The following is a 24,500-nucleotide window of genomic DNA, read 5'->3' as shown; positions in this document are numbered from 1 at the left end:
GTGGGGTGGGAAGGGGTCAGCAAGCGCCGAGCAGTTGGGGTGAGTAGCCAGAACTGCCTATATCAATAGAATAGGGCCGGTACCGGCCGGCGCCTGTCGTATAAGGGAACGAAGAGTCTCGGAAGGGAATCGGCGGGAAGCATCCAGGGGCCGCGCTCTGAGCGACCCCCAACGGTCAGTGACCCTTGGGGTTCTCCGGATCGACGATCAGGGTCGAGTCCCGCCAAACCTGCGCAGAGGCCAGGTGGCAGGACTCCACGAACGTGCGGGAAGGGTGGGACCCGCGCCTGATCAGGGCGTGCAGCATCTCGTGGCGCACCAGCCATTCCTCACCCAAGGCGTTGGCGGGGAGATAGATGCGGTTGCCGGTGCGAACCCACCACCCGTGCGCCACCGGGCCGCCGAGGTCGATCGCGCCGTTGGGAGCATCCACGGCATAGAAGGACACCTCGGACATGTCCGCGGTGCGTCCGGAGCACGCCTCGGTCTTGGCCCACCAGTCCTGGTACAGCTCCAGCGTGGGCACCGCCCAGGCCCGCTCCACCGGAGCGAGCGGAGCGCCCGCGGCCCGAGGCATGGCACACGCGCTGACCAGCAACACCCCCGTCCAGAACAACTTGCGCATTCATCTCTCCCTGAGGACCGAACCCACGCGGCGGGGCGTCGCACCACCCCATCCTGCGCTCCTGGGTACCGCCGGGCAGATGCGTGATGCGAGCCCAGTGGCGTTTTGCTCTACCTTCCCGAGGCCTTCACCCGGGTCCCGCCATGCTCGCGCGCATTCGTTCCGCCGCCGTGCTCGGCATCGACGCGTTGCCGGTCGAGGTCGAGGTCGATATCAGCAACGGGCTTCCCTCGTTTTCCACCGTCGGGCTGCCCCATGGAGCGGTGCGGGAAGGGCGAGAGCGAGTCAGTGCCGCGCTCGCCAACGCCGGGTTCGCCTTTCCGCTCCGGCGGATCACGGTGAACCTAGCCCCGGCCGATGTCCGCAAAGATGGTACCGGACTCGACCTGCCGATCGCCCTGGGCCTCCTCGTTGCCAGCGGCCAGCTCGACGACGCGCGACTTCGCGACCACATCGTCGTCGGAGAGGTCGGCCTCGAGGGAGACGTCCGGCCGGTCCGCGGCGCACTCTCCATGGCACTGGCCGCTCGCGCCGCCGGCTGCCGGGGAATGCTCCTGCCCCTGGAGAATCTCCCCGAAGCGGCCGTCGTCGAAGGCCTGGAGGTGCGGGGGGTGCGGAGCCTCACCGATGCCTGCGCTCACCTGACGGGTCATCGCCCTCTTGCCGCCGCCCGGATCGACGTCGCGGGGCTGATGGCTGGCCGGCACGCCGACGAGTGCGACTTTGCCGACGTCCGGAGCCAGGCGTCCGCCAAACGGGCGCTCGAAGTGGCCGCGGCGGGCGCGCACAACCTGCTCCTGGTCGGACCGCCGGGCGCCGGGAAAACCATGTTGGCCCGGCGGCTTCCCACCATTCTCCCTAGCATGAGCCTGGACGAGGCACTGGAGGCCACCAAAATCCACAGCGTCGCTGGTCTGCTCGCTCCGGGGCAGTCCCTCTGCACCCTACGGCCCTTCCGCGCGCCGCACCACACCATCAGCGATGCCGGCCTGATCGGCGGCGGATCCTGCCCCCGGCCGGGGGAAGTCAGCCTGGCCCACGGGGGAGTGCTCTTTCTGGACGAGCTCCCCGAGTTCCGGCGAAACGTCCTGGAGGTGCTCCGCCAGCCATTGGAGGATGGCGTGGTCACCTTGAGCCGGGCCGCCATCAGCCTGACCTATCCCGCGCGGTTCATGCTCGCCGCCGCCATGAATCCCTGTCCCTGCGGCTATTTCGGAGATCCGCGACAGCAGTGCCGCTGTACCGAGCTGGATGTGGAGCGGTATCGGTCTCGGGTCTCCGGTCCGCTGCTCGACCGGATCGACATTCACCTCGAGGTTCCCGCCGTGGTCTATTCCGACCTGGTCGAGTGCCGCGCGGAGGAGCCGAGCGCCATCATCCGCGAGCGGGTCGAGCGGGCACGGGGCATCCAGCGCCAGCGCTTCCGGGACCGACCCGGGGTCGACGCAAATGCCCACATGACCACGCGCGATCTGCGCCGCCACTGCGCCGTAACTCCCGACATCGAGCAGTTGCTGCGCGACGCGGTGCACCGTTTCGGCCTGTCGGCCCGAGGGTATCACCGCATCCTCAAGATCGCACGCACGATCGCCGATCTGGCCGGCGCAAACCTGCTGGCCGGCACACACGTCCGTGAGGCCATTCAGTACCGGAGCCTGGACCGGCGGAAGGCCGCGGCGTGACTCTCCTGTCCGGTGGGGTGGTGCGTCAGCTGGAATTTGTATGATCGTCCTGACAGAAACAACTGGGGAGTCGGCTGGGGGCAAGCTCACCGGGTCGGGGTCAACGGTACCTTGAATCCGGTGCTGTCCCACGCCAGCCGGAGCACCCCGCCGCCGGCGGTGGAATCGACCGCAATGGTGAACTGCTCCAGCGGCACTGCCAGATGGTCTTGCTCGAGCTCGACCCGTGCGAGGTCCCGGGTAGCGTCGTAGTCGGTGCCCCACTGGCCAGTCTGCCGGTTGATGATCAAGGTGGCGCCGGTCGGGGTTGGAACGGTCCAGAGGGTGTAGCTGCCGGCCGGGACAATCGTACCGCCAATGGTGAGCGCCATGTCGGTGGTGAACTGCGTCGCCGCGTTGGCCCCCGTGCGCCACACCTGATTCCAAGGCACCACGTTCCCGAAGATCCGCCGCCCTCGCTTCCAGGGGCGGCCGTAGTCCACCAGCAGGTGTGCCGTGCCCACCGTCGCCCGCACCGTGTCTCTGGGCGAGAGCTGTCCCATCGGTTTTCCCGCCATGTCCGCCCTGGCGAACTCGGTCGCGAAGCTCCCCACGTCCACCTCACGCACCCGCTCCACCACCACTTTCTGAGTGGTGGCGCGACCGTCGAGCCCGAGCAACCGTCCGCGGCGGTCGACCTTGGCAAAGAGCGGGCGGCCGAACAGCCCGACTGCCACCGAGTCCTTGCCTAAGCGGACGACGTACGAGGCCGAAGCCTCGGGGGATCCCAGCGCCAGCCAGTCGAACGCAGCGCTGTCCAATCCGGAACGCCTGGCCTGGAGAATGGCGTGCTCGACCAGCGCGTGGGAGAACATCGAGAGCGGTACCGCGCCCGGCCGAACGGGGATGTGCTGTTGCCTGACGCTGTCGTCCAGGGTGACGGTGACGTCGGCCGTGTCTCCCCTGAAGACGATGGTCCCGAGCGCCGGAGCTCCGATTCCGGTGGCGAGCGGTCGCATGGTGAGATCGAACCGGGTGATGTGACCCGCCGAATCCAGCGCCGCGACGTAGTGCACGCGACGAGCGTAGGGCGCCCGGAGCGCCAGCTGGCTCTCGAGCTTCGTGTCGGTGCGAGCGTACTGCTCCACCGCCAGCGTATCGGACCCGAGGCACACGATGAACCCGCCCTGGTCGGTGCGGCTCCGCATCGCCCGGGGGGCGGCCAGCAGCAGGCACAGGGCCGTCGTTAGCAAGGCGATTGTCGTGCGGCGCGGAGTCCCACGGCGAAACATGAGGCGACCTCGAAGCGGGCGAGGACCAGCGGTGTACTGACCGTACGACGGCTTCCCTGGCTCAGTTTCCCCCAGCGGACTCACTCCTCGGCACCCGGCGGGCGTCGCTCGCGCTTGATCGCGGACCGCTTTCGCTTGGCCTCCAGTCGAGCGGCCTTGGCTGCGCGGGTGGGCCGGGTCCGCTTGCGAGGCTTGGGCACCCGCAGTGCCGCCGCGACCAAGTCGCGCAGCCGCTCGGTCACCTCCTCGCGGTTCCGGAGCTGACTGCGGGAGCCGCTGGAGACGAGGCGCAGGCGTCCGCTCGAATCGAGCCGGCTGGACAGACGGCCGAGCAACCGCGCCCGCTGCTCCTCGCTGAGCGCCGGCGATCCCGCCACATCCCACCACACCTCGACGCGTGTCGACGACGTATTTACGTGCTGCCCGCCGGGGCCGCCGGAGCGAGACGCCCGGTACTCGAGCTCGCTCAGCGGAAGGCTGAGCGCGGGGCTCACGATCAGGTGACTGACGTCATCCATGGCACCTATCTAACCGCCACCGCGACCCCGGCGCAAACGCGCTTCCGTTGCCTAGGGATAGCATTACGTTACTGCCCATGACGGCCCTGGAACCCCTACGTCGGCACCTGCTCGGACTCGGGCGGGTGCTGCTGGCCTATTCGGGAGGCGTCGACTCCGCGCTGCTGGCGGTGGTGGGACGACAGACGCTCGGTCTCCAGCGCTTCCTCGCCGTCATCGGCCGGAGCGCCTCCTATCCGGAGGCGCAATGGCGCACCGCCGTCGAGCTCGCCCGGGACTTCGAGGTGCCGCTGCTCGAGGTGGAGACCCGCGAGCTGGCGGACCCGCGCTACCTCAGCAATCCGACCGACCGGTGCTACTTCTGCAAGTCCGAGCTGTGGACCCGGCTCGGGGAGATCGCGCGGGAGCGCGGGTTCAATACGATCATCGACGGCACCAATGCCGATGATCTGGGGGAGCACCGACCCGGGCTCCGGGCAGCGGAGCAGCGCTCGATCCGCTCTCCGCTGGCCGAACTGGGATGGACCAAGGACGCCATCCGTGCCGCCTCCCGCGAGCTTGGACTGCCAACCTGGGATGCGCCGTCGGCGCCCTGTCTCTCCAGCCGGGTGGCGTACGGACTCCGCATCACCCCGGCACGCCTGCAGCAGGTGGAGGCCGGCGAGGCCTTTCTGCGCGGGATGGGAGTCACCGGTGATCTCCGCGTCCGGCATCACGGCGAGCGGGCTCGACTCGAGGTCTCGGCCGAACAGCTTTCCCGGGTACGGGAGGAGTGGAGCGCAGTCGTCACTTTCTTCGGCGGACTCGGCTTCGCCGCGGTGGAGCTCGACCCGGCCGGCTATCGCCGAGGCGGGCTGCTCGCCATCGCTCCCCGAGCGCCGGAGCGGTAATGCGGCTCTTCGCCGCCGTGCCGGTGGCGGAGCCGGCCCGGACCGAGATCCTCGCCCTGCTGGCCCGCCTCCGGGCCACCGAGTGGCCGGTGCGGTGGGTGCAGGATGAAGGACTCCATCTCACCCTCAAGTTCTTCGGCGAGGTGGCCTCCGAGCGCCTGGAGGTGATCGAGGAAGCGATGCGGATCGCCGGCCAGGATCTGGGGCCGCTGTCGCTCACGCTGGGTGATCTCGGTGCCTTCCCCAGCGAGAGCCGGCCCCGGGTGCTGTGGATCGGCCTGGAAGGGACGCCGGCGCTCGAGCTGCTGCAGGACCGGCTGGAGCGCGCCGGTGAGGCGATCGGCTTCCCGCCGGAGGGAACGCCGTTTCAGCCCCACGTGACCTTGGGCCGGGTGCGGGAAGGCCAGCGCTGTCCGTCACACGGTCTCGACGAGTTTCAGGCGGTATACCGGCGGGTGCCCTTCGTCGGGAGCCAGCTGGGGCTGTACGAGAGCGTGCTGACCACCCGGGGCCCCCGCTATGAGGCCCGGCTCGCGCTCGAGCTGGGAGCCTGATGGGCTGTCTCAGCGCGCCGCTCCGGCTCATCGGCTGGCTCGGCCTGATCGCGGGCCTGGCGCTCGGCTGGCTCTACCGCGACCGGCTCCTGCGGGAGGGCCGGCGGATCCTGGGCGATCGCGCGGCAGCGGCGCCGAGCGTCTCGGGCGGGCGCCCGGGTGCACGCGCGCTGGCATCGGCGCGGTCCAAGGTGGACTCGCTCAACGGATGGCGTGCCGACTCGATCGTGCTCACTGCCTCCGAAGTGGCGTCCCTCATGGGCAGCGGACTGCAACCGGAGTTTCGAAAGGAGCTCGATTCACTGCAGGTGCAACTGCTCGACGGGGAAGTCGCGGTACACGCCCGGCTCAGGACCGCTCGGCTGCCGAAGGAGCTGGTGGGACCGCTCGGCGTGGCCTTGCGAGCCTACGAGCCGGTACAGGCGGTGGGCCCCTTGCGGGTTCTCGGTCCCGGGAGCGGTGAGTGGGCGATCCGCTCCGTCCGAATTCGAGACTTCCCGCTGCCAGACGCGATGGTTCCGCGTCTGGTCTCGCGGGCGCTGGGCGATCCGCGGCAGCGCACGGTACCCTGGCGTGTCCCGCCGGGCGTCCGGGCCGTCCGGCTTCGGCCCAGCGGTGCTACTCTGTATGGAGCGACACGCCCATGAGCCACCGCGTGCTCATCGTCGACGACGAGGCCGGCATCCGCCAGGCCTTGAAGCAGGTCCTCGAGTACGAGGACCTGGAGGTGCGGGTCACTGCCTCGGGCGGAGAAGCCATCACGGTCTACTCGGAGTTCCGGCCCAATCTGGTGTTCCTCGATGTGAAGATGGCCGGCCTGGACGGCCTGGAGACTTTGAGCCGTCTTCGGGCAATTGACTCCCGCGCCCAGATCGTGATGATCTCGGGACATGGGACGATCGCGACGGCGGTCGAAGCCACTCAGCGTGGCGCCTTCGATTTCCTGGAGAAGCCGCTCGACACCGACCGGCTTCTCCTCACGGTCCGGAACGCGCTCGCGCACGCCGAGCTGGTGGGCGAGAACGCCCGCCTGCGGGAGGTGGCCGAGAGCCGCTATCAGATGGTGGGATCGAGCCCGGGGCTGCAGGCCGTGCGGGAGCTGATCGCCAAAGTCGGACCTACCGCAGCACGGGTGTTGATCACTGGAGACAACGGCACGGGCAAGGAGCTGGTGGCCCGCGGGGTGCACGAGGCTTCGCCCCGCCGCGATCGCGCCTTCGTCGAGGTGAACTGCGCCGCCATTCCCTCGGAGCTGATCGAGAGCGAGCTCTTCGGCCACATGAAGGGTTCCTTCACGGGCGCCTTCGCCGATCGCGCCGGAAAGTTCGAGCAGGCCGACGGCGGCACGCTGTTCCTCGACGAGGTCGGCGACATGTCGCTCTCGGCCCAGGCCAAACTGCTCCGAGTCCTGCAGGAGGGGGTGGTCACCCGGATCGGCGGCTCCAAGTCGATCCAGGTCGATGTGCGGGTGCTCGCGGCCACCAACAAAGACCTCGAGGTGGAGATCGCGGATGGGCGCTTCCGGGAGGATCTGCTGTACCGGTTGAACGTGGTCCCGATCGAGGTCCCCGCACTGAGAGATCGGGTGGAGGACATTCCGGCGCTGGTGGCCCATTTCGCCGGGCAGCTGGCGGCCGGCGCCGGGGTGCCGGGGAAGACATTCGCCGAGGACGCCGTGCGGCGGCTCCAGGCACGCCAGTGGCCGGGCAACATCCGCGAACTGCGCAACGCGGTGGAGCGCGCGCTGATCCTGGCCCCAGGCAAGGTGGTCACCCCCGCGGACGTCGATCGCCTCCTGCCGGGGGGCAACGGAGGCCAATCCGCGGGCGAGACCGGCGGGGAGCAGACCTTCGAGACGTTCAGGCAGGAAGCCGAGAAGAGCTTCCTCGCCATCAAGCTCCGGGAGCACGACTGGAACGTCTCGGAGACGGCGCGGGCGCTCAAGATGCCGCGCTCGAACCTGTACAAGAAGATCGAGCGCTACGGCATCACACGGGACACGGCATGAGCGATCCGCCAAGGGATTGGGACCGGGAGCTGGCCAATATCGACAAGGCCATCGCCAAGCAAGGCGCCACCCCGGCCGGCTCACCCCCAACCGCTGGCGCCGCGCCGAGGAGTCCGGCGGGAGTGCCCGCGCCGCGCCGGCGATCGGTGGCGCTCGCCTGGTTCTGGGTGTTGCTCGCCGTGGCCCTCGCGGCGGCGCTCCCGCTATGGCCCTACGAGAAGACCTGCGGATTGCAGCTCTTCTTCTTCCTCGGCGCGGCCGGGATCACCATCATCGTCGGGGTGCTCGGCGCCCTCTCGAGCTGGGCGCACCGCCGGGGGTTTGCCCACCTGCTCGCATTGACGGTCCTCGCCTGGGCCGGCATCCTGACCGCGCGTGAAGTCCTGCCGCGGATCGGCTACGCCAAGGAGAGCCGGACCTGGATGTGTCCCTCCGAGGCGCCCAGCGCCGCTCCCGCTCCCACACCCAAGACGCCTTAACGATGGCCAAGACCTTCCGCAACTTCATCGCCGGTGACTGGGTCGCACCCGCCACCGACGCCTACTTCGAGAACCGCAACCCCGCGGAGACCAGCGACCTGATCGGCCGCTTCCCGGATTCGGATCACCGGGACGTGGATGCGGCGGTCCGCTCGGCGCGGCGCGGGTTCGCGCGCTGGTCGCGCACGCCGGCGCCGGTGCGGGGCGACGTGCTGCGCCGGGTGGGCGACCTGCTCGTCGAGCGCAAGGAGGCGATCGCCAGCGCGATGACCCGGGAGATGGGGAAGGTGCTCGCCGAAACCCGGGGTGACGTGCAGGAGGGCATCGATACCGCGTACTACGCGGCCACCGAGGGGCGGCGGCTCTTCGGTCACGTGGTGCCCTCGGAGCTTCGCTCCAAGTGGGCGATGAGCTACCGCCGGCCGATCGGGGTCGTGGGCCTGATCACCCCGTTCAACTTTCCCCTCGCCATTCCGACCTGGAAGATGTTTCCCGCGCTGCTCTGTGGAAACTCGGTGGTGATCAAGCCATCGGAGGACGTCCCCCACACGGTGCACCTGCTAGTCGAGCTGCTGCTGGAGGCGGGTCTGCCGCCGGAGGTGGTCCAGCTGGTCCACGGCCGGGGCGAGACCGCGGGCAAGGCGCTGGTGGAGCATCCCGATGTGCCGGTGATCTCCTTCACCGGATCGACCGAGACCGGCGCCGTCATCGGCGAGACCTGCGGCCGGATGCACAAGCGTCTGTCTCTGGAGATGGGCGGCAAGAACGCCATGATCGTGATGGACGATGCCAATCTCGACCTCGCGCTGGAGGGGGTGCTCTGGGGCGCGTTCGGCACCACCGGCCAACGCTGCACCGCCACCAGCCGTCTGATCCTGCATCGCAAGGTGCACGATCGCTTCCTCCGCCGTCTGGCTGACGCGGCCGAGGGGTTGCGGCTGGGAGACGGACGGGCCGACAAGACCGATGTGGGCCCGCTCATCCACGAAGCGGCCCGGGAGAAGGTGGAGCGGTACGTCGAGATCGGGCGCGAGCAAGGGGCCGAGCTGGTGACCGGCGGCAAGGCCCCTGGCGGGCGCCTGGGCCGCGGCTGGTTCTTCCGGCCCACGGTCTTCGCTGGGGTGCGGGCCAAGAGCCGCCTGGAGCAGGAGGAGATCTTCGGTCCAGTGCTGAGCGTCATCCGGGTGGGGTCGTTCGACGAGGCCGTCCGGGTCAACAACGACGTCCGCTACGGACTCTCCAGCTCGATCTACACCGACGATGTGGACCAGGCGTTCCGTGCCATGCAGGAGCTCGATAACGGCATCACCTACGTCAACGCGCCCACCATCGGCGCGGAGGCGCATCTGCCGTTCGGGGGCGTGAAAGCCACCGGGAACGGGCATCGCGAGGGCGGCTGGGAGGTGTACGAGTTCTACTCGGAGACCAAGGTCTGCTACGTGGACTACTCCGGACGGCTGCAGCGCGCGCAGATCGACACCTACGACGTGTAGCAGCTCGCGCGACCTCGGTGATGAATGACCCGCGCTTCGAGCGGGCGCGCGGGGAGCGGTTGCGCGGCGCTTGGCCGGAGAGTAAGGTTCGTCAGGCTCAAGCTTCCGGCGTATTCTTTCGGTGTGGTGTTGAGGATGTTCTCTAAAAGCCGCGCCGCTTTTCCAGTCGATCCCCCGGTTCAGTTCGAGGTCCAGTCTCATGCGTCCAATGCAGGTCGGTTCCGGCAAGCGGGGACCCTCGTTCGATGAGGGGTCGCTGGACCAGTACCTCCGCGAGATCAGCAAGTACCCGCTGATTCCGCAGGAGGAGGAAGTCAACCTCGCCCAGCGGATCCGTACGGGAGATGGCGAAGCCCTCGACAAGCTGGTCCGCAGCAATCTGCGGTTCGTCGTGTCGGTGGCCAAGAAGTATCAGAACCAGGGGGTCTCGCTCGCGGATCTGATCAACGAGGGAAACCTCGGCCTCATCCGCGCGGCCCATAAATTCGACGAGACCAAGGGCATCAAGTTCATCTCCTACGCGGTGTGGTGGATCCGGCAGGCCATCCTGCAGGCCCTCGCCGAGCAGAGCCGGATCGTGCGGGTACCGCTCAATCGGGCCGGCACGCTCCACCGGATCGGCAAGCGCTCCTCGGCGCTGCTCCAGGAGCTCGGCCGTGAGCCGACCCCCTCCGAGATCGCGGAGGGGATGGACATCTCGATGGAGGAAGTGCAGAAGACGCTCTCCATCTCGCAGAACCACCTCTCGCTCGATGCACCGCTCACCCCGGGCGAAGACAACAAGCTGCTGGACTACCTGCCGGACACTCAGAACCCAGGCCCCGATTCCGAAACCTTCGAGCACGCGCTCACCGAGTCCATTGAAGAGGTGCTGTCCACCCTGAAGGAACGGGAGGCCAAGATCCTGCGGCTCTATTTCGGCCTCGACGGCCCCGAGCCGATGACGCTCGAGGAGATCGGCAGCCTGCTGGGCATCACTCGCGAGCGGGTGCGCCAGATCAAGGAAAAGGCGCTGAGTCGCCTCCGCCATGTGAGTCGCGCCCGGGCGCTGGAGAGCTTCCTCGCCTGACCCCGGGGGCATCTCCGCCTCGCCCGCCGGACATCCACCTTCACGCCGCGCATCCGTGCCCGTCGGTCGAGGTCAGCCGCGGAGGATCGCCTCCACCTGATCCCATTCGATCAGGAATGCATCGTGGCCGGCAGTCGAGGTGATCTCCCGGTACTCGGCCGCCGCGCCCGCCGCACGATAGGCATCGACCCAGTCACGCACCTCCTCGCAGCGGTACAGGATGTCGCTGCCCACGCCCACCCCGATGATGGTGCCGACCCGTGCAGCGGTCTCGCGAGCCGCGCGGGAGAGATCGCCCACGTCGTGCAGGTCCATGCTGCGCATCAGCGACACGTAGCTCGCCGCGTCGAACCGCGCCACCAGCTTGTCGCCCTGGCGGCGGAGATAGTGGTCGACGTCGAATCGACCCGGCGCCCGGGAGGAGCGCCGCCCGAAGCGCTCCTCGAACTCGAGGGCGCTGCGGTAGGTGATCATCGCGAGAGCGCGAGCGGCGGCCAGACCTGCCACGGGGCCCGCTCCCTCCGGGTAGCGGCCTCCGTTCCACGCGGGATCGGCCTCGATGGCCATCCGCTGCACCGTATTCCAGGCGATCGCTTGAGCCGAGGTCGCGGCGGGTGCGGCGAAGACCACGAGCCGATCCACCGGCACGCTGGAGAGCCGTCCCCATTCCAAGGCCACCATGCCGCCTAGTGAGCCGCCGGTGGCCAGCGCCAGCCGCTCGACGCCGAGGTGGCGGAGCAGGGGGATATGCGCCCGGGCGAGATCCGAGGGCGTGAGCTCGGGGAAAGGGTCCGTGCGATCGATCGACCAATCGCGAGGTCCGGTGGACCCATAGCAGCCTCCCAGGAGATTGGCGCAGACGATCGCATGTCGCGTGGTGTCGAGCGGCCGGCCTGGTCCAACCATCGGTCCCCACCAGGTTTCCACCTCGGCGCTGCCGGTCAAGGCGTGGAACACCAGCATCCATCCGTGCCGGCGGGCGAGCTCCGGGTTTCCCAGGACTCGGTACCGGAGGCGTAGCCCCTTGAGCTGGTGCCCCGCCGCCGTCCGGAACTCACCCAGTGCCAGGTCACCGGCCAGCGATTCGGAGGTGAGCCCGGCGGTCACGCGGCGCCCAGGTGAGCCGAGACACCATCGGCGATACGGTCATGGACCAGGCGCACAAGATCGGGTCCGTCGGCATCCTCCACCAGAAGAGCGGTGCGGTGGGCATGCGTGGTCACTCGCATCGGCCGGCCACCGCACTCCGCCACCACATGCTGCACCATCGAGTCGATGAGCCGGGAAGACGTCGGCGCGCCGGTCACGACGGTGACGGTGCTGAGCCCGCTCCGGACCGTACCGGGTCGCTCGGTTGCGCCGAGAAGCCGGCGAAGGGCGTGGAGACAGTCCTCCAGATCCGATGCCTCCGCCAGTAGCTCCAGCCGCCCGCCGCCCGCCTCCTGGATTACCTCGGCATCCGCCGTGAGTCCGGCGTCCCAGAGGCTCCGCTGCAGTCTGCCCTGAAGGTCGGAGGCGATCCTGCGCCTGAGCGGGATGATGAAGCGTGATCGGCCGGCGCGGAGCGTCACCGCCCAGAGCCACGCGGTTTCTGCCGCGCTGGTCACGTTGGTCGACCACTCCGTCTCGCCCAGCGCCGTGAATCGCAACGGCAGAGCGCCTCGTTCGGCCCACGCCGCGGCCGGTTGGTGGATCACCCTGGCGCCGGCCGACGCGAGCTCGCTGAGAAATCGGTGTGACGCCGCCGGAATCCGCTCCGCCTGAGGCACCAGCCGGGGATCGGCGGTGAGCACGCCGCCGGTCTCCTTCACCAGCTCGCATTCCGCCGCGCCGAGCGCCGAGGCCAGGGCCACCGCAGTGGTGTCGGACCCGCCCCGGCCGAGCGTGGTCACTCGGCCGCGATGCCATCCCTGAAAGCCGGCCACCACCGGTACCACCCCCCGGCCAAGCAGCGCCTGCACCCGCCTGGGCCTGACCGCCGTGATGCGTGCCCTCCCGACGTGCCCAGTGCTGGCGAGCCCTGCCTCGCGCGCATCGAGCACCGCCGCCGGGATGCCGAGGCCATCCAACGCCACCACCAGGAGCGATGCGGCGACGATCTCGCCCGCGGCGGCGGCGCGGTCGGCCGCGGCGAGCCCGCCGCCGCTGACAGACGGGTTCGCGGCGCCCCGGACCTGCTCCACCAATCCGAGCAGATGATCGGTGACCCCGCGCCGTGCGCTCGCAACGGCCACGACTGGTCTGTCGCGGCGCCGCTCGGCCAGGCGCCGGGCGGCCGCGGCGATCCGCTCCGGTGACGCGAGCGCATCGCCGCCGAGCTTCACCACCAGCGGTGGCGTCACCGTCCGGCCCCGACGGCCGCGGTAGATCCCTTCCTGGCCGGTGCGGGAGCCTCACCCAACGCCTGATCCAGGTCTTCGATCAGGTCTTTCACGTCCTCGAGACCGACGGACAGCCGGACGAGCTCCGGCGTCGTGCCGGTCAGACGCTGCTGCTCGGGCGAGAGCTGCTCGTGGGTGGTCGAGGCGGGGTGGATGATGAGCGACTTGGCGTCCCCGACGTTGGCCAGCAGCGAGAACAGCTTGGTCTTGTCGATCAGGGTCTTGGCCGCCGCGTGCCCGCCTTTCACGCCGAAGGTCAGCACGCCTCCGAATCCGCCGGTGAGGTACTTGGCGGCATTGGCGTGCTCGGGATGGGAGGGCAGACCGGGATAGGAGACCCACTCGACCCGGGAGTCCTGCGCCAGCCACTGCGCGATGGCCAGCGCGCTGTCCGAATGCCGCTGGATCCGGAGCGGCAGCGTCTCCAGTCCTTGCAGGAAGAGAAAAGAGTTGAACGGTGAGAGGGCCGGACCGAGGTCGCGGAGCAGTTGCACCCGGAGCTTGATGATGAAGGCGGCGGGGCCGAAGGCGTCGGTGTAGACCAGCCCATGGTACGACGGATCCGGAGTGGTGAACTCGGGGAAGCGCCGCCGCGAAGAGGGACTGGCCCAGTCGAATCGGCCGGCATCCACAACCAGGCCGCCGATCGCGGTCCCGTGCCCGCCGATCCACTTGGTGGCGGAATGCAGCACGATGTCGGCCCCGTGCTCGATGGGCCGCGAGAGGGTGGCGGCGCCGAAGGTGTTGTCCACCACCAGCGGCACCCCCGCGGCATGTGCGATATCCGCCAGCGCCTCGAAGTCGGGGACATCGAGCCGGGGGTTGCCGATCGTCTCCACGAAGATCAGCCGAGTCCCGTCATCGATGGCCGAGCGCACCTGATCGAGATTGTGAATGTCGACGAATCGGGTGGTGATGCCCCATTTCGGCAGCGTGTAGGTGAAGAGATTGTAGGTGCCACCGTACAGCGTCTGGGAGGAGATGAGATTGTCCCCGGCGCGCGCCAGGTTGAGCACGGTGAGCGTCTCCGCCGCCTGGCCGCTGGCCACCGCCAACCCCGCCACGCCGCCCTCCATCTCCGCGATGCGCTTCTCCAGCACGTCGCTCGTGGGATTCATGATCCGGGTGTAGATGTTGCCGAAGACCCGCAGGCCGAACAGGTCGGCGGCGTGCTGGGCGTCGTTGAACACGTAGCTGGTGGTGGCGTAGATCGGCACCGCGCGGGCGTTGGTGGCCGGGTCGGGGGCCTGGCCCGCGTGGATCGCCAGCGTATCGGGACGGTACGGCATGCCTCACTCCTGGGGAAATAGGTCAGCGAAAAGGCCCGGACCACTCGAGCGGTGGTCCGGGCCTGGGATCGTCGCCTGAGGGACTGCTACACTCCGTTTCCCTCCCGCGTGTACCCGGACGGCACCGTCCACCCCGGACAGGGGCGACAGGCGAACATTCGACAGCACCCGCGCAACTGAGGCAGCATGTCGGGTCCAGGGTTGGCGAAGCCAGCACTCGGGGCGATAGGCAACCGCGTGAAACGCAACGCCCCCCGGCCAGATCAGCGCGGAGGGCGTACATCCGGCGCTTTAGCTCTTTGGTTTGCCCTGAACGTCCGGGGCCGGCGGGAGCAAGTGGCCCTAAATCAACCGCCGTTGGTAGACTACCGGGTAGAGTACCGGGGGCCCGGCCGGCTGTCAAGCGAAGCGCTTGCTTGGGCCCTACCGACGGGGTAATCCTTCCCGCGTCCGTCCGGCATCATCCGTCCTCTCACCGACCGCGCCGTTCCCGCTATGGCCAGCAATTCCTCATTCGACGTGTCCACCGGTGCCGACCTGCAGGAGGTCGACAACGCGGTCAACCAGGCGTTGAAGGAGATCGCGCAGCGCTACGATTTCAAGGGCACCCACTGCACCATCGAGTTCGACCGGGACAAGGCGGAGATCCGGCTCGCGGCCGACGACGAATTCCGGATGGACGCGCTGGTGGACGTGCTGCAGTCGCGCATGATCAAGCGGGGAGTTCCGGTCAAGAATCTCAAGGTCGGCGATATCGTGCAGGGGACGGGGCAGTCGGTCCGCCGCACGGTGAGCCTCACCCAGGGCATTCCCCAGGACGTCGCCAAGAAGATCGTGAAGGCGGTGAAGGACGGCGGCTTCAAGAAGACCCAGGCGAGCATCCAGGGCGACGAGATCCGGGTGACCAGCCCTTCGCGCGACGAGCTGCAGGCGGTGATCGGCGCGCTCAAGGCCCAGGACTTCGGGATCGAGCTCAAGTTTGGCAACTATCGCGGCTGACGCCGCCGCTGTTCAACTGCGGCGTTGGGGTGCCGCGTTTCTGGTGACGGCGGGCGCGGCCCTCCCCATGGGGAGTTGCGCGCCGGGGCCCTCGCCGACCCCGGTCGCCCCGGAGCAGCCGGCGCCCGGAGCGCCGGGGACAGCCGAGCCGCTGGTCCGCATCGGCCTGATGGTCGGCGCGGTGTCGGCCGTGATCAGTGGCGACGCGGGCCTCTCGGTCACCGACCCGTCCGGCGCTCGCCTCGCGGCCGTGTCGCCCGGAGAGAGCTGGCAGGCGGTGACCGCTGGCAGCGGCGTCGCGGTGCGGGCGCCGGGAGGCGGCTCGACCGGCGGGGAGATCATCGATGTGACGGGCAGCGACAGCGGCGCGCTCGTTCGGGTGAACGGCCGCCCCTACCGCGGCATGATCGAGATCCTTCGAGACCGGACCGGCCTCACGGTCGTCAACCGGCTTCCGATGGAGACCTATCTCCTCGGTGTGGTGTCGACCGAGATGGGCCGGCGCGCTCCCGCCGAGCTGGAGGCGCTCCGGGCCCAGGCGGTGGTCTCCCGCACGTACGCGCTCCGGCACCTCCGCCGGTGGGATGTACAGGGATTCGACCTGTACGCCACGGTGGCCGATCAGGTCTACGGGGGCGCGGAGCGGGAGACGCCGGAGGGTACCGACGCCGTGATGGCCACCCGCGGTCGAATCCTGACCTACGGGGGCCAGCCGATCGACGCCTTCTTTTATTCCACCTGTGGCGGTCGAACGGCAGACGGCACCGAGGTGTTCCGGGGCGCGGATCGGCCCTACCTGCGCTCCGTTCCGGACGTCGCAGATGATGGCGCCGTCTACTGCAGCATCTCGCCCCGGTTTCGCTGGAAGGAGACCTGGGGCGGCGACGAGCTGCGCGCCGTCCTGCGGCGGACGCTTCCGACGGTCGGGGTCTCCAGCCGCGACGCGGAGGAGGTATCCGACGTGCGGGTGGCCTATCGGACTCCATCCGGCCGGGTCGGCCAGCTGGCGATCGGCTTGCGCCGCTCCGAGGTCCAGGTGGACGGCCCGAATGTGCGCCAGGTGCTCCGCTCGACCACGGGGGACATCCTGCGGAGCAGCGTCTTTACCCTCACCGCGACGCGCGGGGGAGCGCGAGTCACCCGGCTGGTGGCCGACGGCGCGGGTGCCGGCCACGGGGTGGGGTTCTGCCAATGGGGGGCCGTCGGGCGCGCCCGCGTCGGGCAGAGTCATCAGCAGATCCTCGCGGCATACTATCCGGGCACCGTGCTCGAGCGCCTTTACTAGAGGGAGAGTGGCATGAGCGTCAGCCGGCCGGTCAGCGAACGGCTCCGACTGGGCATCATCGGCGGCGGGGCCATCACCCAGGTGGCCCATCTGCCGGTGCTCAAGAAGCTCAAGACCATCGAGGTGCAGGCGATCTGCGACACCGATCTGCCGAAGGCGCGCGCCCTGGCCACCCGCTTCGGGGTGAAGGATGCGTTCGACGACATCGAGGAGCTGCTGCGGTTCGAGTCGCTCGACGCCGTGGTGATCTGCTCCCCGAACCATCTCCACGAATCGCATATCCTGGCCGCCCTCTCGGCGAACCTCCACGTGCTGGTGGAGAAGCCGCTGGCGATGACTGCGGCCAGCGTGCAGCGGATCGTGCGCGCCGCGGAAAAGCGCGATCGAGTGGTGATGGTGGGGATGAATCACCGCTATCGACCCGACGTCCAGATCGTCCGCAGCTTCGTGCAGAGCGGCGAACTGGGGACCATTGAGAGCGTGCGCGGGAGCTGGCACGTCTTCCGGCCCGGACGGTCACAGCTTGGCTGGCGCCAGCGGCGCGACCAGGCCGGTGGCGGCGCGATGCTCGACCTGGGACTCTCGATCCTCGACCTGGGCTTGTGGCTGGGGGGCAACCCAACGCCCGCCCGGGTGAGCGCCTGCCTCGACACCACCGGCTCCGGACGAGCGGTGGAGCAGTCGGGCAGTGCCTTCGTGGTGTGCGAAGGCGGCATCTCCCTCTTCGTCGACGTCACCTGGCACCACCTGGGCGAGGGCGAGCGTTTCGGGGTAGGTCTCCGTGGCAGCAAGGGGACCGCCGCGATCAACCCGCTGACCGTGTGGAAGGAGCTCCACGGGCTGCCCGCGGATGTGTCGCCCACCTCGTCGGGCAGCCGGGAGAATGCCTTCACCGCGTCCTATCGGGCAGAGTGGGCCCATTTCGAGGCCGCCATCGCCGGTGAGGCCAAGGCGCCAAGCCTCAGCGAGCACCTGGTGCTGCACAAGATCCTCGATGCGATCTATCGCTCGACGGACGACGGCCGCGACGTCCAGCTGTGAGCGGCGCCTGCCGAACGGTCGGACGCCTGGGTCTCTGGGTCGCGTGCGCCTGGGGTGGGACGCCCGTCGTGGCCGCGGGCCAGACCGCGCCGAGCCCGGCGGAGCCTGGCGCCGCGCTCACAGTGTACGTCATGACCATGGGCCCCGGGGCAATGGTGTGGGAGCGGTTCGGCCACAACGCGATCTGGGTCCACGATCCGGTGCAGGGAACCGATCTCACCTACAACTACGGCCTGTTCGACTTTCGCCAGCACAATTTCGTGCTCCGCTTCGTCCGGGGACAGATGTGGTACTGGATGGCCGGATTCCCGGCTGACCAGTATCTGGAGGAGTACAAGCGGAACAATCGGTCGGTCTGGGTCCAGGAGCTCGATCTCCCGCCCCGGGCTCGGCTCCAGCTGCAGGAGTTTCTCGCCTGGAACGCGCGGCCGGAGAACCGGTTCTACCACTACGACTACTACCGCGACAACTGCTCCACCCGGGTGCGGGACGTCATCGACCGTGTCGTCGGCGGCGCGGTGCGACGGGCCACGGCCGCCGTGCCGGTGGCCGCGAGCTACCGGTTCCACACTCAGCGGCTCACCGCGAACGATCCTCTGATCTACACCGGTCTCCTCCTCGCGCTCGGCCCGGGCGTCGATCGGCCGCTGAGCGCATGGGAGGAGATGTTCCTGCCCCTCAAGCTGCGCGAGCACCTCCGGCGGGTAACCATCTCCGGGCCCGATGGCCGGCCCAGACCGCTTGTGAAATCCGAGCGCACCATCTTCCGCTCGACCGGCTCGCCCCCACCCGACGCGCCGCCCGACTGGCTGCCGGCGTACCTCCTGGTCGGCTCGACCATCGGCGGGCTGGCGTGGGTGCTCTCCCGCGGCGCGCGCCGCAACGTCGTCGCGCGTGCCGGGTTTCTCTTCGTGGTGGCGGGCTGGGCCCTGCTGGTGGGTCTCGCGGGATTGGTGCTGGCGGGTCTCTGGGGCCTGACCGATCACGTCATGGCGTATCGGAACGAGAACCTGTTGCAGATGTCCCCGCTCGCGCTGCTGCTGCTGCCGTTTCTGTTCGGCGCGGTCCGGGGAACGTCGGGACGGGGGCGGAGCGCCTTCGCGGTTGCCGCCATGGTGGCCGGTGTTTCCGGCCTCGGGCTCGCGGCCAAGCTGCTGCCCGGGTTCCACCAGGTGAACGGATCGGTGATCGCTCTGGCGCTCCCGGCCCACCTGGGCGTAGTGGCGGCGCTCCGGTCGTTTCGTTAGCGGCTGATGGGTCCCATGCGACGAAGGGCGTCGCGCGCTTCCGGGTATTCCGGGTAGGCGCTCAGGGCGTGCTGGTAGGCATCGGCCGCTTTGTCCTTGTCGCCCCGGCTCTCGTACAGCAGCCCGCGGCTGTACTGGGTGAGCGCCTCGGTCGGGAGCGCGCCGGCCCGGCTGGAGGCGGCGTCAGAGGGTAAGGGTGGCAGCCCCACGGCGGCGGCGATCTTCTCGCTCACCGCCTGGATGATGAGCCCGAGACGGGCCCGATCCTGCAGGCTCGCTTCGTCGTTGGAGACCACTTTGACGATCCCGCCGGTCTCCGTGTCGACCACCCGCGCGTTGATCCGGAACTTGCCGTAGAAGTCGGCGAAGCTTCCGGTCACGCTGTACCGGGCACCGGTCGCCTTGCCCACCTGTCCCGCGGTGGCGGCATCGAGTCGGCCGCCGGAGCGGAGGTGCCGCGCCTCCAACGCCTGCGCCACTCGGCTCGGCTCCGCCACCCGGACGCCGGCACGGTCGGCCAACGCGCTCGAGAGCATCGCCGGAATCCCCAACCGTAGGCCCTCGGAGACCTCCTCGTCCTCGCCGTAGGATCCCGCGTTCTCGAAGGGCAGCACCGCCAGGACGGTCCGACCGCCTTGCGCCTGCAGCGGTGACACCAGCACCGCGCCAGCGAAGCCCCAGGCCCAGCCAAGCCGCCCCATACGTCCTCCTCTCAGAGCGAGATCGTCATCCCTTCGGCTGCCGCGTCGATCGCCAGGAGCGGGGCGATGCCACGGGCGTAGGAGCGGGTGTCCGCCAGGAGCCGGTCGATAGCATCATCGTCGTGCTCCGGCTCATGATGAAACAGGATCAGCCGGGCGCACCCGGCCTCGACCGCCAGATCCACCGCCTGCCGGGGCGTCGAGTGCCCCCACCCTGCCCGTGCGCGGATGAAGCGGTCGGCGTACATCGCATCGTGGATCAGGGTGTCGGTGCCGGCCAGAAACTCGACCAGGCGGGCGCGCCAGTCCGCCGCGACGGGATAGGTGCCACCGGTCCCGAGCTCGTTGTCGGTGAGATAGGCGATCTCCCGTCCGCCGCCAACCGGCGCCAGCCTGTAGCCGAAGGTGGTACCCGGGTGCCGCATGCGGAAGGCGCGTACCTGGAAGCCGTCCAGCGCCAGCTCGCCCTCCTCGATGTCGCTCACCCGGATGGTGGCCGCCAGCGCCTCGAGGGGAACCGGGAAAACCATCGGATCCATCTGACGCCGCAGGATCTCCTGCAGGGGAACGCCCTCCTGGCGGGCGCCGTAGACGCAGAAGGCGTTGCCCCGGGCGCTCAGTGGCTTGAAGAACGGCAGACCTTGGATGTGATCCCAATGGGTGTGGGAGAGGAGAATGTCGGCCGAGAGGGGAGGAGCGTGCGGGCTCATCAGCTCGTGCCCCAAGGGACGCAAGCCACTCCCCGCGTCCAGGATCAGCAGCCGACCCTCGCCCAGAATGCTGACGCACGGGGTGTTCCCCCCGTAGCGCGCGGTCTGGGGACCAGGAGTCGGAATGGAGCCACGTGTCCCCCAGAACCTCAAGCTGTAGGACACGGCTTCGGATTGCTTGCGTGAAGCAACATGCCCGAACCTCTTCCCGTCACAGGTATCGAGCAGCGGTCGCGGTCACCCGGTTCGAGTGACCGCTCTCACGCGCCGCGCCGCGCCGCCAGCATGAGGGAGCGCCGGTCCTTGAGGGTGATGTCTTTGCGGGTGACCTGGATGATTCCCCGCTCGACCAGATTGCGCATGGTCCGCGAAACGGTCTCTCGGCTGGAGCCGATCATCTGCGCGATGGTATGGTGGGTGAGCTTGCGGGTGATCCTGTCGTTTCCCTCGTCGTCGGCCATTCGGAGGAGGAGGTGCGCCACCCGGCCGTTGACGTCGAGCAGCACCAGGCTGCCGATCTTCTCGTCTGCCCGCCGGAGGCGGCGGGAGATCTCCCGGAGCAGCGAAATCGCCACTTCGGGCGAGCTCCTGAGACGGGCGTGAAAGTCCTCCCGGCGAAGCACCAGCAGGCCGGAATCCTCCATCGCGATGACGTGGGCGGAGCGTGGCTCCTCGTCGATGACCGCCATCTCGCCGAAGAAGCTCCCTTCGCCCAGGACGGAGAGAATGACCTCCCGGCCGTCCTCCGCGATCAGCACGACCTTGACCTGCCCGGCGGCTACCAGGTACAGGGCGTCTCCCGGGTCGTCCTCGAAGACAATCACGCTACCCTTGGGGTAGCTGCGCTCGCGAGTGAGCTCGGCGAAGGCAGCCAGATCGGCCTCGGCGAGCCCGGCAAAGAGGGGAACCTTTCGCAAGACTTCTAGGGGGGACAGGGGCACGAGGCGCCTCCGAATGGCGGAAGTAGTTGCGAGTACTATACTTGCAGCTTGTTACGAAGTCAATTGGCGCCGGAGCGTTCTCCTTGCATCCGGCCCCGCAAAGCGGTTATACTTCACGGCTTAGCGCCAACCGCGGAGTTTCATCGTGAAAGCCGATCTGCATCCCAACTACCGCAAGGTCACCGCTGTGTGTGCCTGCGGCAATTCGTTCGAGACCCGGTCGACCGCCGCATCCATCCACGTGGAGGTCTGCGCCCAGTGCCATCCCTACTTCACCGGCAAGCAGCGGCTGGTGGACACCGCTGGACGGGTGGATCGGTTTCGCCGGAGATATCAGACCGAGCCGGCCGCCGCACCTAAGGCGTAAGCCGTGGAGGCTCGACTCCGCCAGGCACTGCAGCGGGCGGCGGAGGTCGAGCGGCTCCTCGCCGATCCGGCGGTCGCCCGAGATCCGGCGCAATTGCAGGCCCTCGGGCGGGAGCACGCGCGGCTCGCGCCCATCCTCCGCCTGGCCCAGCGGCTGGAGCGGCTGGAACGCGAGCTGGTAGACGCTCGGGAGCTCGCCCAGGAGGCGGATCCCGAGCTCGTTGCATTGGCCCGGGCCGACCTCGCCCGCCTGCCCGAGGAGATCGCGGCCATCGCCGACGAGCTGCACACCCTGCTCGTCCCTCGCGACCCTCACGACGATCGCGATGCCATCGTGGAGATCCGCGCCGGCACCGGCGGCGATGAGGCCGCGCTATTCGCGGCCGATCTCTATCGCATGTACCAGCGCTTCAGCGAGCGGCACGGCCTCGCCTGGGAGCCGATCTCCCTGAGCGAGGGAACCCTGGGCGGCCTCAAGGAGGCAATCGTGGCCGTGCGTGGCCCGGAGGCCTATGGGCTGCTGCGCCGCGAGTCGGGTGTCCACCGGGTGCAGCGGGTGCCCGCCACGGAGACGCAGGGTCGGATCCACACCTCCGCCGCCACCGTGGCGGTGCTCCCGGAAGCGGAAGAGGTGGACATCAGGATCGAGCCGCAGGATCTCAAGATCGACGTGTTCCGCTCGTCCGGTCCCGGCGGCCAGAGCGTGAACACCACCGACAGCGCGGTGCGCATCACCCACCTCCCGAGCGGGCTGGTGGTCAGTCAGCAGGATCAGAAATCACAGCTGCAGAACAAGATCAAGGCGATGGAAGTGCTTCGGGCGCGGCTGCTCGACCGGATGATTGCCGAGCAGGAGTCGGCTCGCGCCCGCGACCGGCGCGCCATGGTCGGCACCGGCGACCGCTCCGCCAAGGTCCGGACCTACAACTTTCCCCAGAGCCGCATCACCGACCACCGCATCAATCTCTCGGTGCACAATCTGGCCGAGGTACTGAACGGCCACCTGGATGACGTCGTAGAGGCGTTGCGGGTGGCCAGCCGGCAGGAGCAGGACGGTGCCTGACGTGGAGCAGTCCCGCCGCGCGCTGCTGGCGGACGCGACAGCCGGGCTGACTGCGGCGGGACTCGTCTCGCCGAGGCGGGAAGCGCTGCGCATCTGGGCCGATCTCTCGGGCGAGCATGCCGCTGAGGCCGTTCTCTGGCCGGAAGGGGTGATCGACAGTGCGGCCGCGGTCGCGTTCCTCGCAGCGGTGGAGCGCCGCGCCGCCGGTGAGCCGTTGGCGCACGTGACCGGCCGGACGGACTTTCGCACGCTGACGCTTCGAAGCGACGCCCGGGGCCTGATCCCCCGGCCTGAGACCGAGGGCCTGGTCGATCTGCTGCTCACTCGCGTTCGCGCCGGACGGGCAGCGGACATCGGAACCGGGAGCGGCTGCCTGGCCCTGAGCCTCGCGCTCGAGGGTGAATTTGACCAGGTGGTCGCCGTGGACCGGTCGGCCGACGCGCTGGCGCTGGCACGGGAGAATCGCGCGCTCACCGGAGTGTCCGTGTCGCTGGTCAGGGGGGACCTGTGCGCGCCGCTCGGGGGTGGAGCGTTCGACGCGCTGGTCTCCAATCCGCCGTATCTTACGAGTGGGGAATACGCCGTGCTCGACCGCTCGGTGCGGGACTGGGAGCCCAGGTCGGCGCTGGAGAGCGGGAGTGATGGACTCGAGGCCACCACCCGGCTGCTGGAGCAAGGGCGGACCGTGCTCCGGCCGGGCGGGTGGCTCGCGATGGAAGTCGATGCTGGCCGCGCGGCGGAATCCGCCCGACGGGCAGGCGCCTTCGGTTGGACCGATGTCGCCATCCACGCAGACCTTTTCGGTCGCGAGCGCTACCTGCTCGCGCGAAGGAGCGAGACACCGTGATCTGGGACAAGGCGCAGGAGCTCGGCAGGCTGATCGGGCAAGCGGCGGAATACCAGGCACTGCGGCGGGCCGAAGCGACGCTGCGCGACGACAAGGAGACGGTGAGCAAGCTGGATCAGATTCAGACCCTCGCGCGCCAGGTCGACCAGTTGGTCACCGCCGGGCAGATGCCCGACCAGGCGACCGCCGAGGCCTACGAGACGGCCGTGCGAGAGCTGGAGATGAGCCCGGTCGGCCAGGCGTACGTGGTAGCTCGCGCCAATTTCGAGAAGCTGATGACCCGGGTGAACCAGCAGATCAGCGAGGGCATGGAGAAGGGGGCGACCAGCAGCATCATCACGCTGGGATGAGCCACCCGGGCTTCTTCGTCGTCATCGAGGGGCCGGAGGGGTCGGGGAAGAGCACGCTGGCCGCACCGCTGGCGGAGCGCATGCGGCAGCGCGGGGTCGACCCGATTCTGACCCGGGAGCCCGGGGGCACCCGCGCGGCCGAGCTGGCCCGCCAGGCGGTGCTCGATCCCGAGCATCCGCTCGGATCGCTGGCCGAGCTCTTTTTCTATCTGGCGGCGCGCTCGGATCTGGTGCAGACCGTGATCCTGCCCGCGCTGCATGCAGGTCGGGTGGTACTCTCGGATCGATTCATTCTCTCGACCGAGGCCTACCAGGTGGCCGGACGCGGGCTGCCGGCGGAGGTGGTGCGGCCCGCGAACCAGGCCGCGGCCAGCGGGCTGATTCCCGATCTGACGCTCATTCTCGACCTCCCGCCGGCCGTGGGTCGTGCGCGGCAGGAAGCGGCCGGCAAGCGGCTGGACCGCCTCGACGGGGAAAGCGCCGAGTTTCATCGCCGGGTAATCGACTATTATTTGGGAGTGCAGGGCAAGGGGATTCGCCATCTGGATGCACGCCTCCCGCCGGACCGGCTCTTGCAGACGGCCTGGGCGGAGCTGGCGGCGGCAGCGCCGGAAAGGTTTGGCGGCGTAACCGGTTAGGCGGGACGCGGTGGGATGAGAGTCGCCTGTCCCATCGGAGCTATTCTGCGGCA

General features: G+C 69.0%; 26 protein-coding genes. 17 read left to right on the top strand and 9 right to left on the bottom strand.

Going from position 1 to position 24,500, the window contains the following annotated elements:
* Positions 1-175: 175 nt before the first annotated feature.
* Complete coding sequence (locus VHR41_03730; protein ID HEX3233278.1) at positions 176-625, bottom strand: hypothetical protein; 450 nt, start codon at positions 623-625, stop codon at positions 176-178.
* A 143-nt stretch (positions 626-768) separates the two neighbouring features.
* Between VHR41_03730 and VHR41_03725 the strand changes: the two genes are divergently transcribed.
* Positions 769-2,307, top strand: coding sequence for a YifB family Mg chelatase-like AAA ATPase (locus tag VHR41_03725; GenBank protein HEX3233277.1), 1,539 nt, complete (start codon positions 769-771; stop codon positions 2,305-2,307).
* A gap of 86 nt (positions 2,308-2,393) precedes the next feature.
* Here VHR41_03725 and VHR41_03720 read toward each other — a convergent pair whose 3' ends face one another.
* Positions 2,394-3,539, bottom strand: a complete 1,146-nt coding sequence (locus tag VHR41_03720; protein HEX3233276.1) for a DUF2911 domain-containing protein — start codon at positions 3,537-3,539, stop codon at positions 2,394-2,396.
* 119 nt (positions 3,540-3,658) lie between these two features.
* The gene (arfB, locus tag VHR41_03715) at positions 3,659-4,096 is read right to left on the bottom strand and encodes an alternative ribosome rescue aminoacyl-tRNA hydrolase ArfB (GenBank protein ID HEX3233275.1); all 438 of its coding nucleotides are present in this window, start codon (positions 4,094-4,096) and stop codon (positions 3,659-3,661) included.
* A gap of 77 nt (positions 4,097-4,173) precedes the next feature.
* Here arfB and larE point away from each other — a divergent pair, with 77 nt between their 5' ends.
* The 7 genes from larE to VHR41_03680 all read left to right on the top strand — a co-directional run bounded on the left by larE (position 4,174) and on the right by VHR41_03680 (position 10,589).
* Positions 4,174-4,986 (top strand): ATP-dependent sacrificial sulfur transferase LarE, encoded by an 813-nt coding sequence (gene larE, locus VHR41_03710; GenBank protein ID HEX3233274.1) that lies wholly within the window; start codon positions 4,174-4,176, stop codon positions 4,984-4,986.
* Entirely contained in the window at positions 4,986-5,540 is a 555-nt protein-coding gene (gene thpR / locus VHR41_03705) for an RNA 2',3'-cyclic phosphodiesterase (protein ID HEX3233273.1), read from the top strand. The genes larE and thpR overlap by 1 nt, the downstream gene beginning before the upstream one ends.
* Complete coding sequence (locus VHR41_03700; protein ID HEX3233272.1) at positions 5,540-6,187, top strand: hypothetical protein; 648 nt, start codon at positions 5,540-5,542, stop codon at positions 6,185-6,187. Before thpR ends, VHR41_03700 begins: the two co-directional genes overlap by 1 nt.
* Positions 6,184-7,548: a sigma-54 dependent transcriptional regulator gene (locus VHR41_03695; protein ID HEX3233271.1), complete on the top strand. Its 1,365-nt coding sequence runs from the start codon at positions 6,184-6,186 to the stop codon at positions 7,546-7,548. The genes VHR41_03700 and VHR41_03695 overlap by 4 nt, the downstream gene beginning before the upstream one ends.
* Positions 7,545-8,027 carry a hypothetical protein gene (locus tag VHR41_03690; GenBank protein HEX3233270.1) on the top strand — a complete coding sequence of 161 codons (483 nt, stop codon included), beginning with the start codon at positions 7,545-7,547 and terminating at the stop codon, positions 8,025-8,027. Before VHR41_03695 ends, VHR41_03690 begins: the two co-directional genes overlap by 4 nt.
* Positions 8,028-8,029: 2 nt before the next feature.
* Positions 8,030-9,520 carry an aldehyde dehydrogenase family protein gene (locus tag VHR41_03685; protein HEX3233269.1) on the top strand — a complete coding sequence of 497 codons (1,491 nt, stop codon included), beginning with the start codon at positions 8,030-8,032 and terminating at the stop codon, positions 9,518-9,520.
* Between the two features lie 199 nt (positions 9,521-9,719).
* A complete protein-coding gene (locus VHR41_03680; GenBank protein ID HEX3233268.1) occupies positions 9,720-10,589 on the top strand; it encodes a sigma-70 family RNA polymerase sigma factor in 870 nt (289 codons plus the stop codon).
* Positions 10,590-10,661: 72 nt separating this feature from the next.
* Here VHR41_03680 and metX read toward each other — a convergent pair whose 3' ends face one another.
* The 3 genes from metX to VHR41_03665 are packed head-to-tail and all read right to left on the bottom strand — an operon-like array spanning position 10,662 to position 14,259.
* The gene (metX, locus tag VHR41_03675; GenBank protein ID HEX3233267.1) at positions 10,662-11,696 is read right to left on the bottom strand and encodes a homoserine O-acetyltransferase; all 1,035 of its coding nucleotides are present in this window, start codon (positions 11,694-11,696) and stop codon (positions 10,662-10,664) included.
* Positions 11,693-12,931, bottom strand: coding sequence for a hypothetical protein (locus VHR41_03670; protein ID HEX3233266.1), 1,239 nt, complete (start codon positions 12,929-12,931; stop codon positions 11,693-11,695). The genes metX and VHR41_03670 overlap by 4 nt, the downstream gene beginning before the upstream one ends.
* A complete protein-coding gene (locus tag VHR41_03665; protein ID HEX3233265.1) occupies positions 12,928-14,259 on the bottom strand; it encodes an O-acetylhomoserine aminocarboxypropyltransferase/cysteine synthase family protein in 1,332 nt (443 codons plus the stop codon). Before VHR41_03665 ends, VHR41_03670 begins: the two co-directional genes overlap by 4 nt.
* 495 nt (positions 14,260-14,754) lie before the next feature.
* On the opposite strand from VHR41_03665, the gene VHR41_03660 reads away from it, so the two are divergent.
* The 4 genes from VHR41_03660 to VHR41_03645 are packed head-to-tail and all read left to right on the top strand — an operon-like array spanning position 14,755 to position 18,831.
* A complete protein-coding gene (locus VHR41_03660; GenBank protein HEX3233264.1) occupies positions 14,755-15,258 on the top strand; it encodes a YajQ family cyclic di-GMP-binding protein in 504 nt (167 codons plus the stop codon).
* On the top strand, positions 15,239-16,543 hold the full coding sequence (locus tag VHR41_03655) for a SpoIID/LytB domain-containing protein (GenBank protein ID HEX3233263.1): 1,305 nt from the start codon (positions 15,239-15,241) through the stop codon (positions 16,541-16,543). Before VHR41_03660 ends, VHR41_03655 begins: the two co-directional genes overlap by 20 nt.
* Positions 16,544-16,555: 12 nt before the next feature.
* Positions 16,556-17,584, top strand: coding sequence for a Gfo/Idh/MocA family oxidoreductase (locus VHR41_03650; protein HEX3233262.1), 1,029 nt, complete (start codon positions 16,556-16,558; stop codon positions 17,582-17,584).
* Positions 17,581-18,831, top strand: a complete 1,251-nt coding sequence (locus VHR41_03645) for a DUF4105 domain-containing protein (GenBank protein HEX3233261.1) — start codon at positions 17,581-17,583, stop codon at positions 18,829-18,831. The genes VHR41_03650 and VHR41_03645 overlap by 4 nt, the downstream gene beginning before the upstream one ends.
* Here VHR41_03645 and VHR41_03640 read toward each other — a convergent pair.
* The 3 genes from VHR41_03640 to VHR41_03630 form a co-directional block, all read right to left on the bottom strand.
* The gene (locus tag VHR41_03640; protein HEX3233260.1) at positions 18,828-19,532 is read right to left on the bottom strand and encodes a CsgG/HfaB family protein; all 705 of its coding nucleotides are present in this window, start codon (positions 19,530-19,532) and stop codon (positions 18,828-18,830) included. The genes VHR41_03645 and VHR41_03640 overlap by 4 nt on opposite strands.
* A gap of 11 nt (positions 19,533-19,543) precedes the next feature.
* Positions 19,544-20,407: an MBL fold metallo-hydrolase gene (locus VHR41_03635; GenBank protein HEX3233259.1), complete on the bottom strand. Its 864-nt coding sequence runs from the start codon at positions 20,405-20,407 to the stop codon at positions 19,544-19,546.
* Positions 20,408-20,502: 95 nt separating this feature from the next.
* Positions 20,503-21,159 (bottom strand): Crp/Fnr family transcriptional regulator, encoded by a 657-nt coding sequence (locus VHR41_03630; GenBank protein HEX3233258.1) that lies wholly within the window; start codon positions 21,157-21,159, stop codon positions 20,503-20,505.
* A gap of 169 nt (positions 21,160-21,328) precedes the next feature.
* Between VHR41_03630 and rpmE the strand changes: the two genes are divergently transcribed.
* The 5 genes from rpmE to tmk are packed head-to-tail and all read left to right on the top strand — an operon-like array spanning position 21,329 to position 24,447.
* A complete protein-coding gene (rpmE, locus tag VHR41_03625; protein HEX3233257.1) occupies positions 21,329-21,550 on the top strand; it encodes a 50S ribosomal protein L31 in 222 nt (73 codons plus the stop codon).
* Positions 21,551-21,553: 3 nt separating this feature from the next.
* Entirely contained in the window at positions 21,554-22,612 is a 1,059-nt protein-coding gene (prfA, locus tag VHR41_03620) for a peptide chain release factor 1 (protein HEX3233256.1), read from the top strand.
* Complete coding sequence (gene prmC, locus VHR41_03615; GenBank protein ID HEX3233255.1) at positions 22,605-23,459, top strand: peptide chain release factor N(5)-glutamine methyltransferase; 855 nt, start codon at positions 22,605-22,607, stop codon at positions 23,457-23,459. Before prfA ends, prmC begins: the two co-directional genes overlap by 8 nt.
* Complete coding sequence (locus VHR41_03610) at positions 23,456-23,809, top strand: YlbF family regulator (protein ID HEX3233254.1); 354 nt, start codon at positions 23,456-23,458, stop codon at positions 23,807-23,809. The genes prmC and VHR41_03610 overlap by 4 nt, the downstream gene beginning before the upstream one ends.
* Positions 23,806-24,447, top strand: a complete 642-nt coding sequence (gene tmk / locus VHR41_03605; GenBank protein ID HEX3233253.1) for a dTMP kinase — start codon at positions 23,806-23,808, stop codon at positions 24,445-24,447. Before VHR41_03610 ends, tmk begins: the two co-directional genes overlap by 4 nt.
* Positions 24,448-24,500 lie beyond the last annotated feature (53 nt).

It is taken from the genome of Gemmatimonadales bacterium, from assembly GCA_036265815.1.
In the GTDB taxonomy this organism is placed as follows: Bacteria; Gemmatimonadota; Gemmatimonadetes; order Gemmatimonadales; family GWC2-71-9; genus CAVVWJ01.
This window is presented reverse-complemented; position numbering and strand designations above follow the sequence as displayed.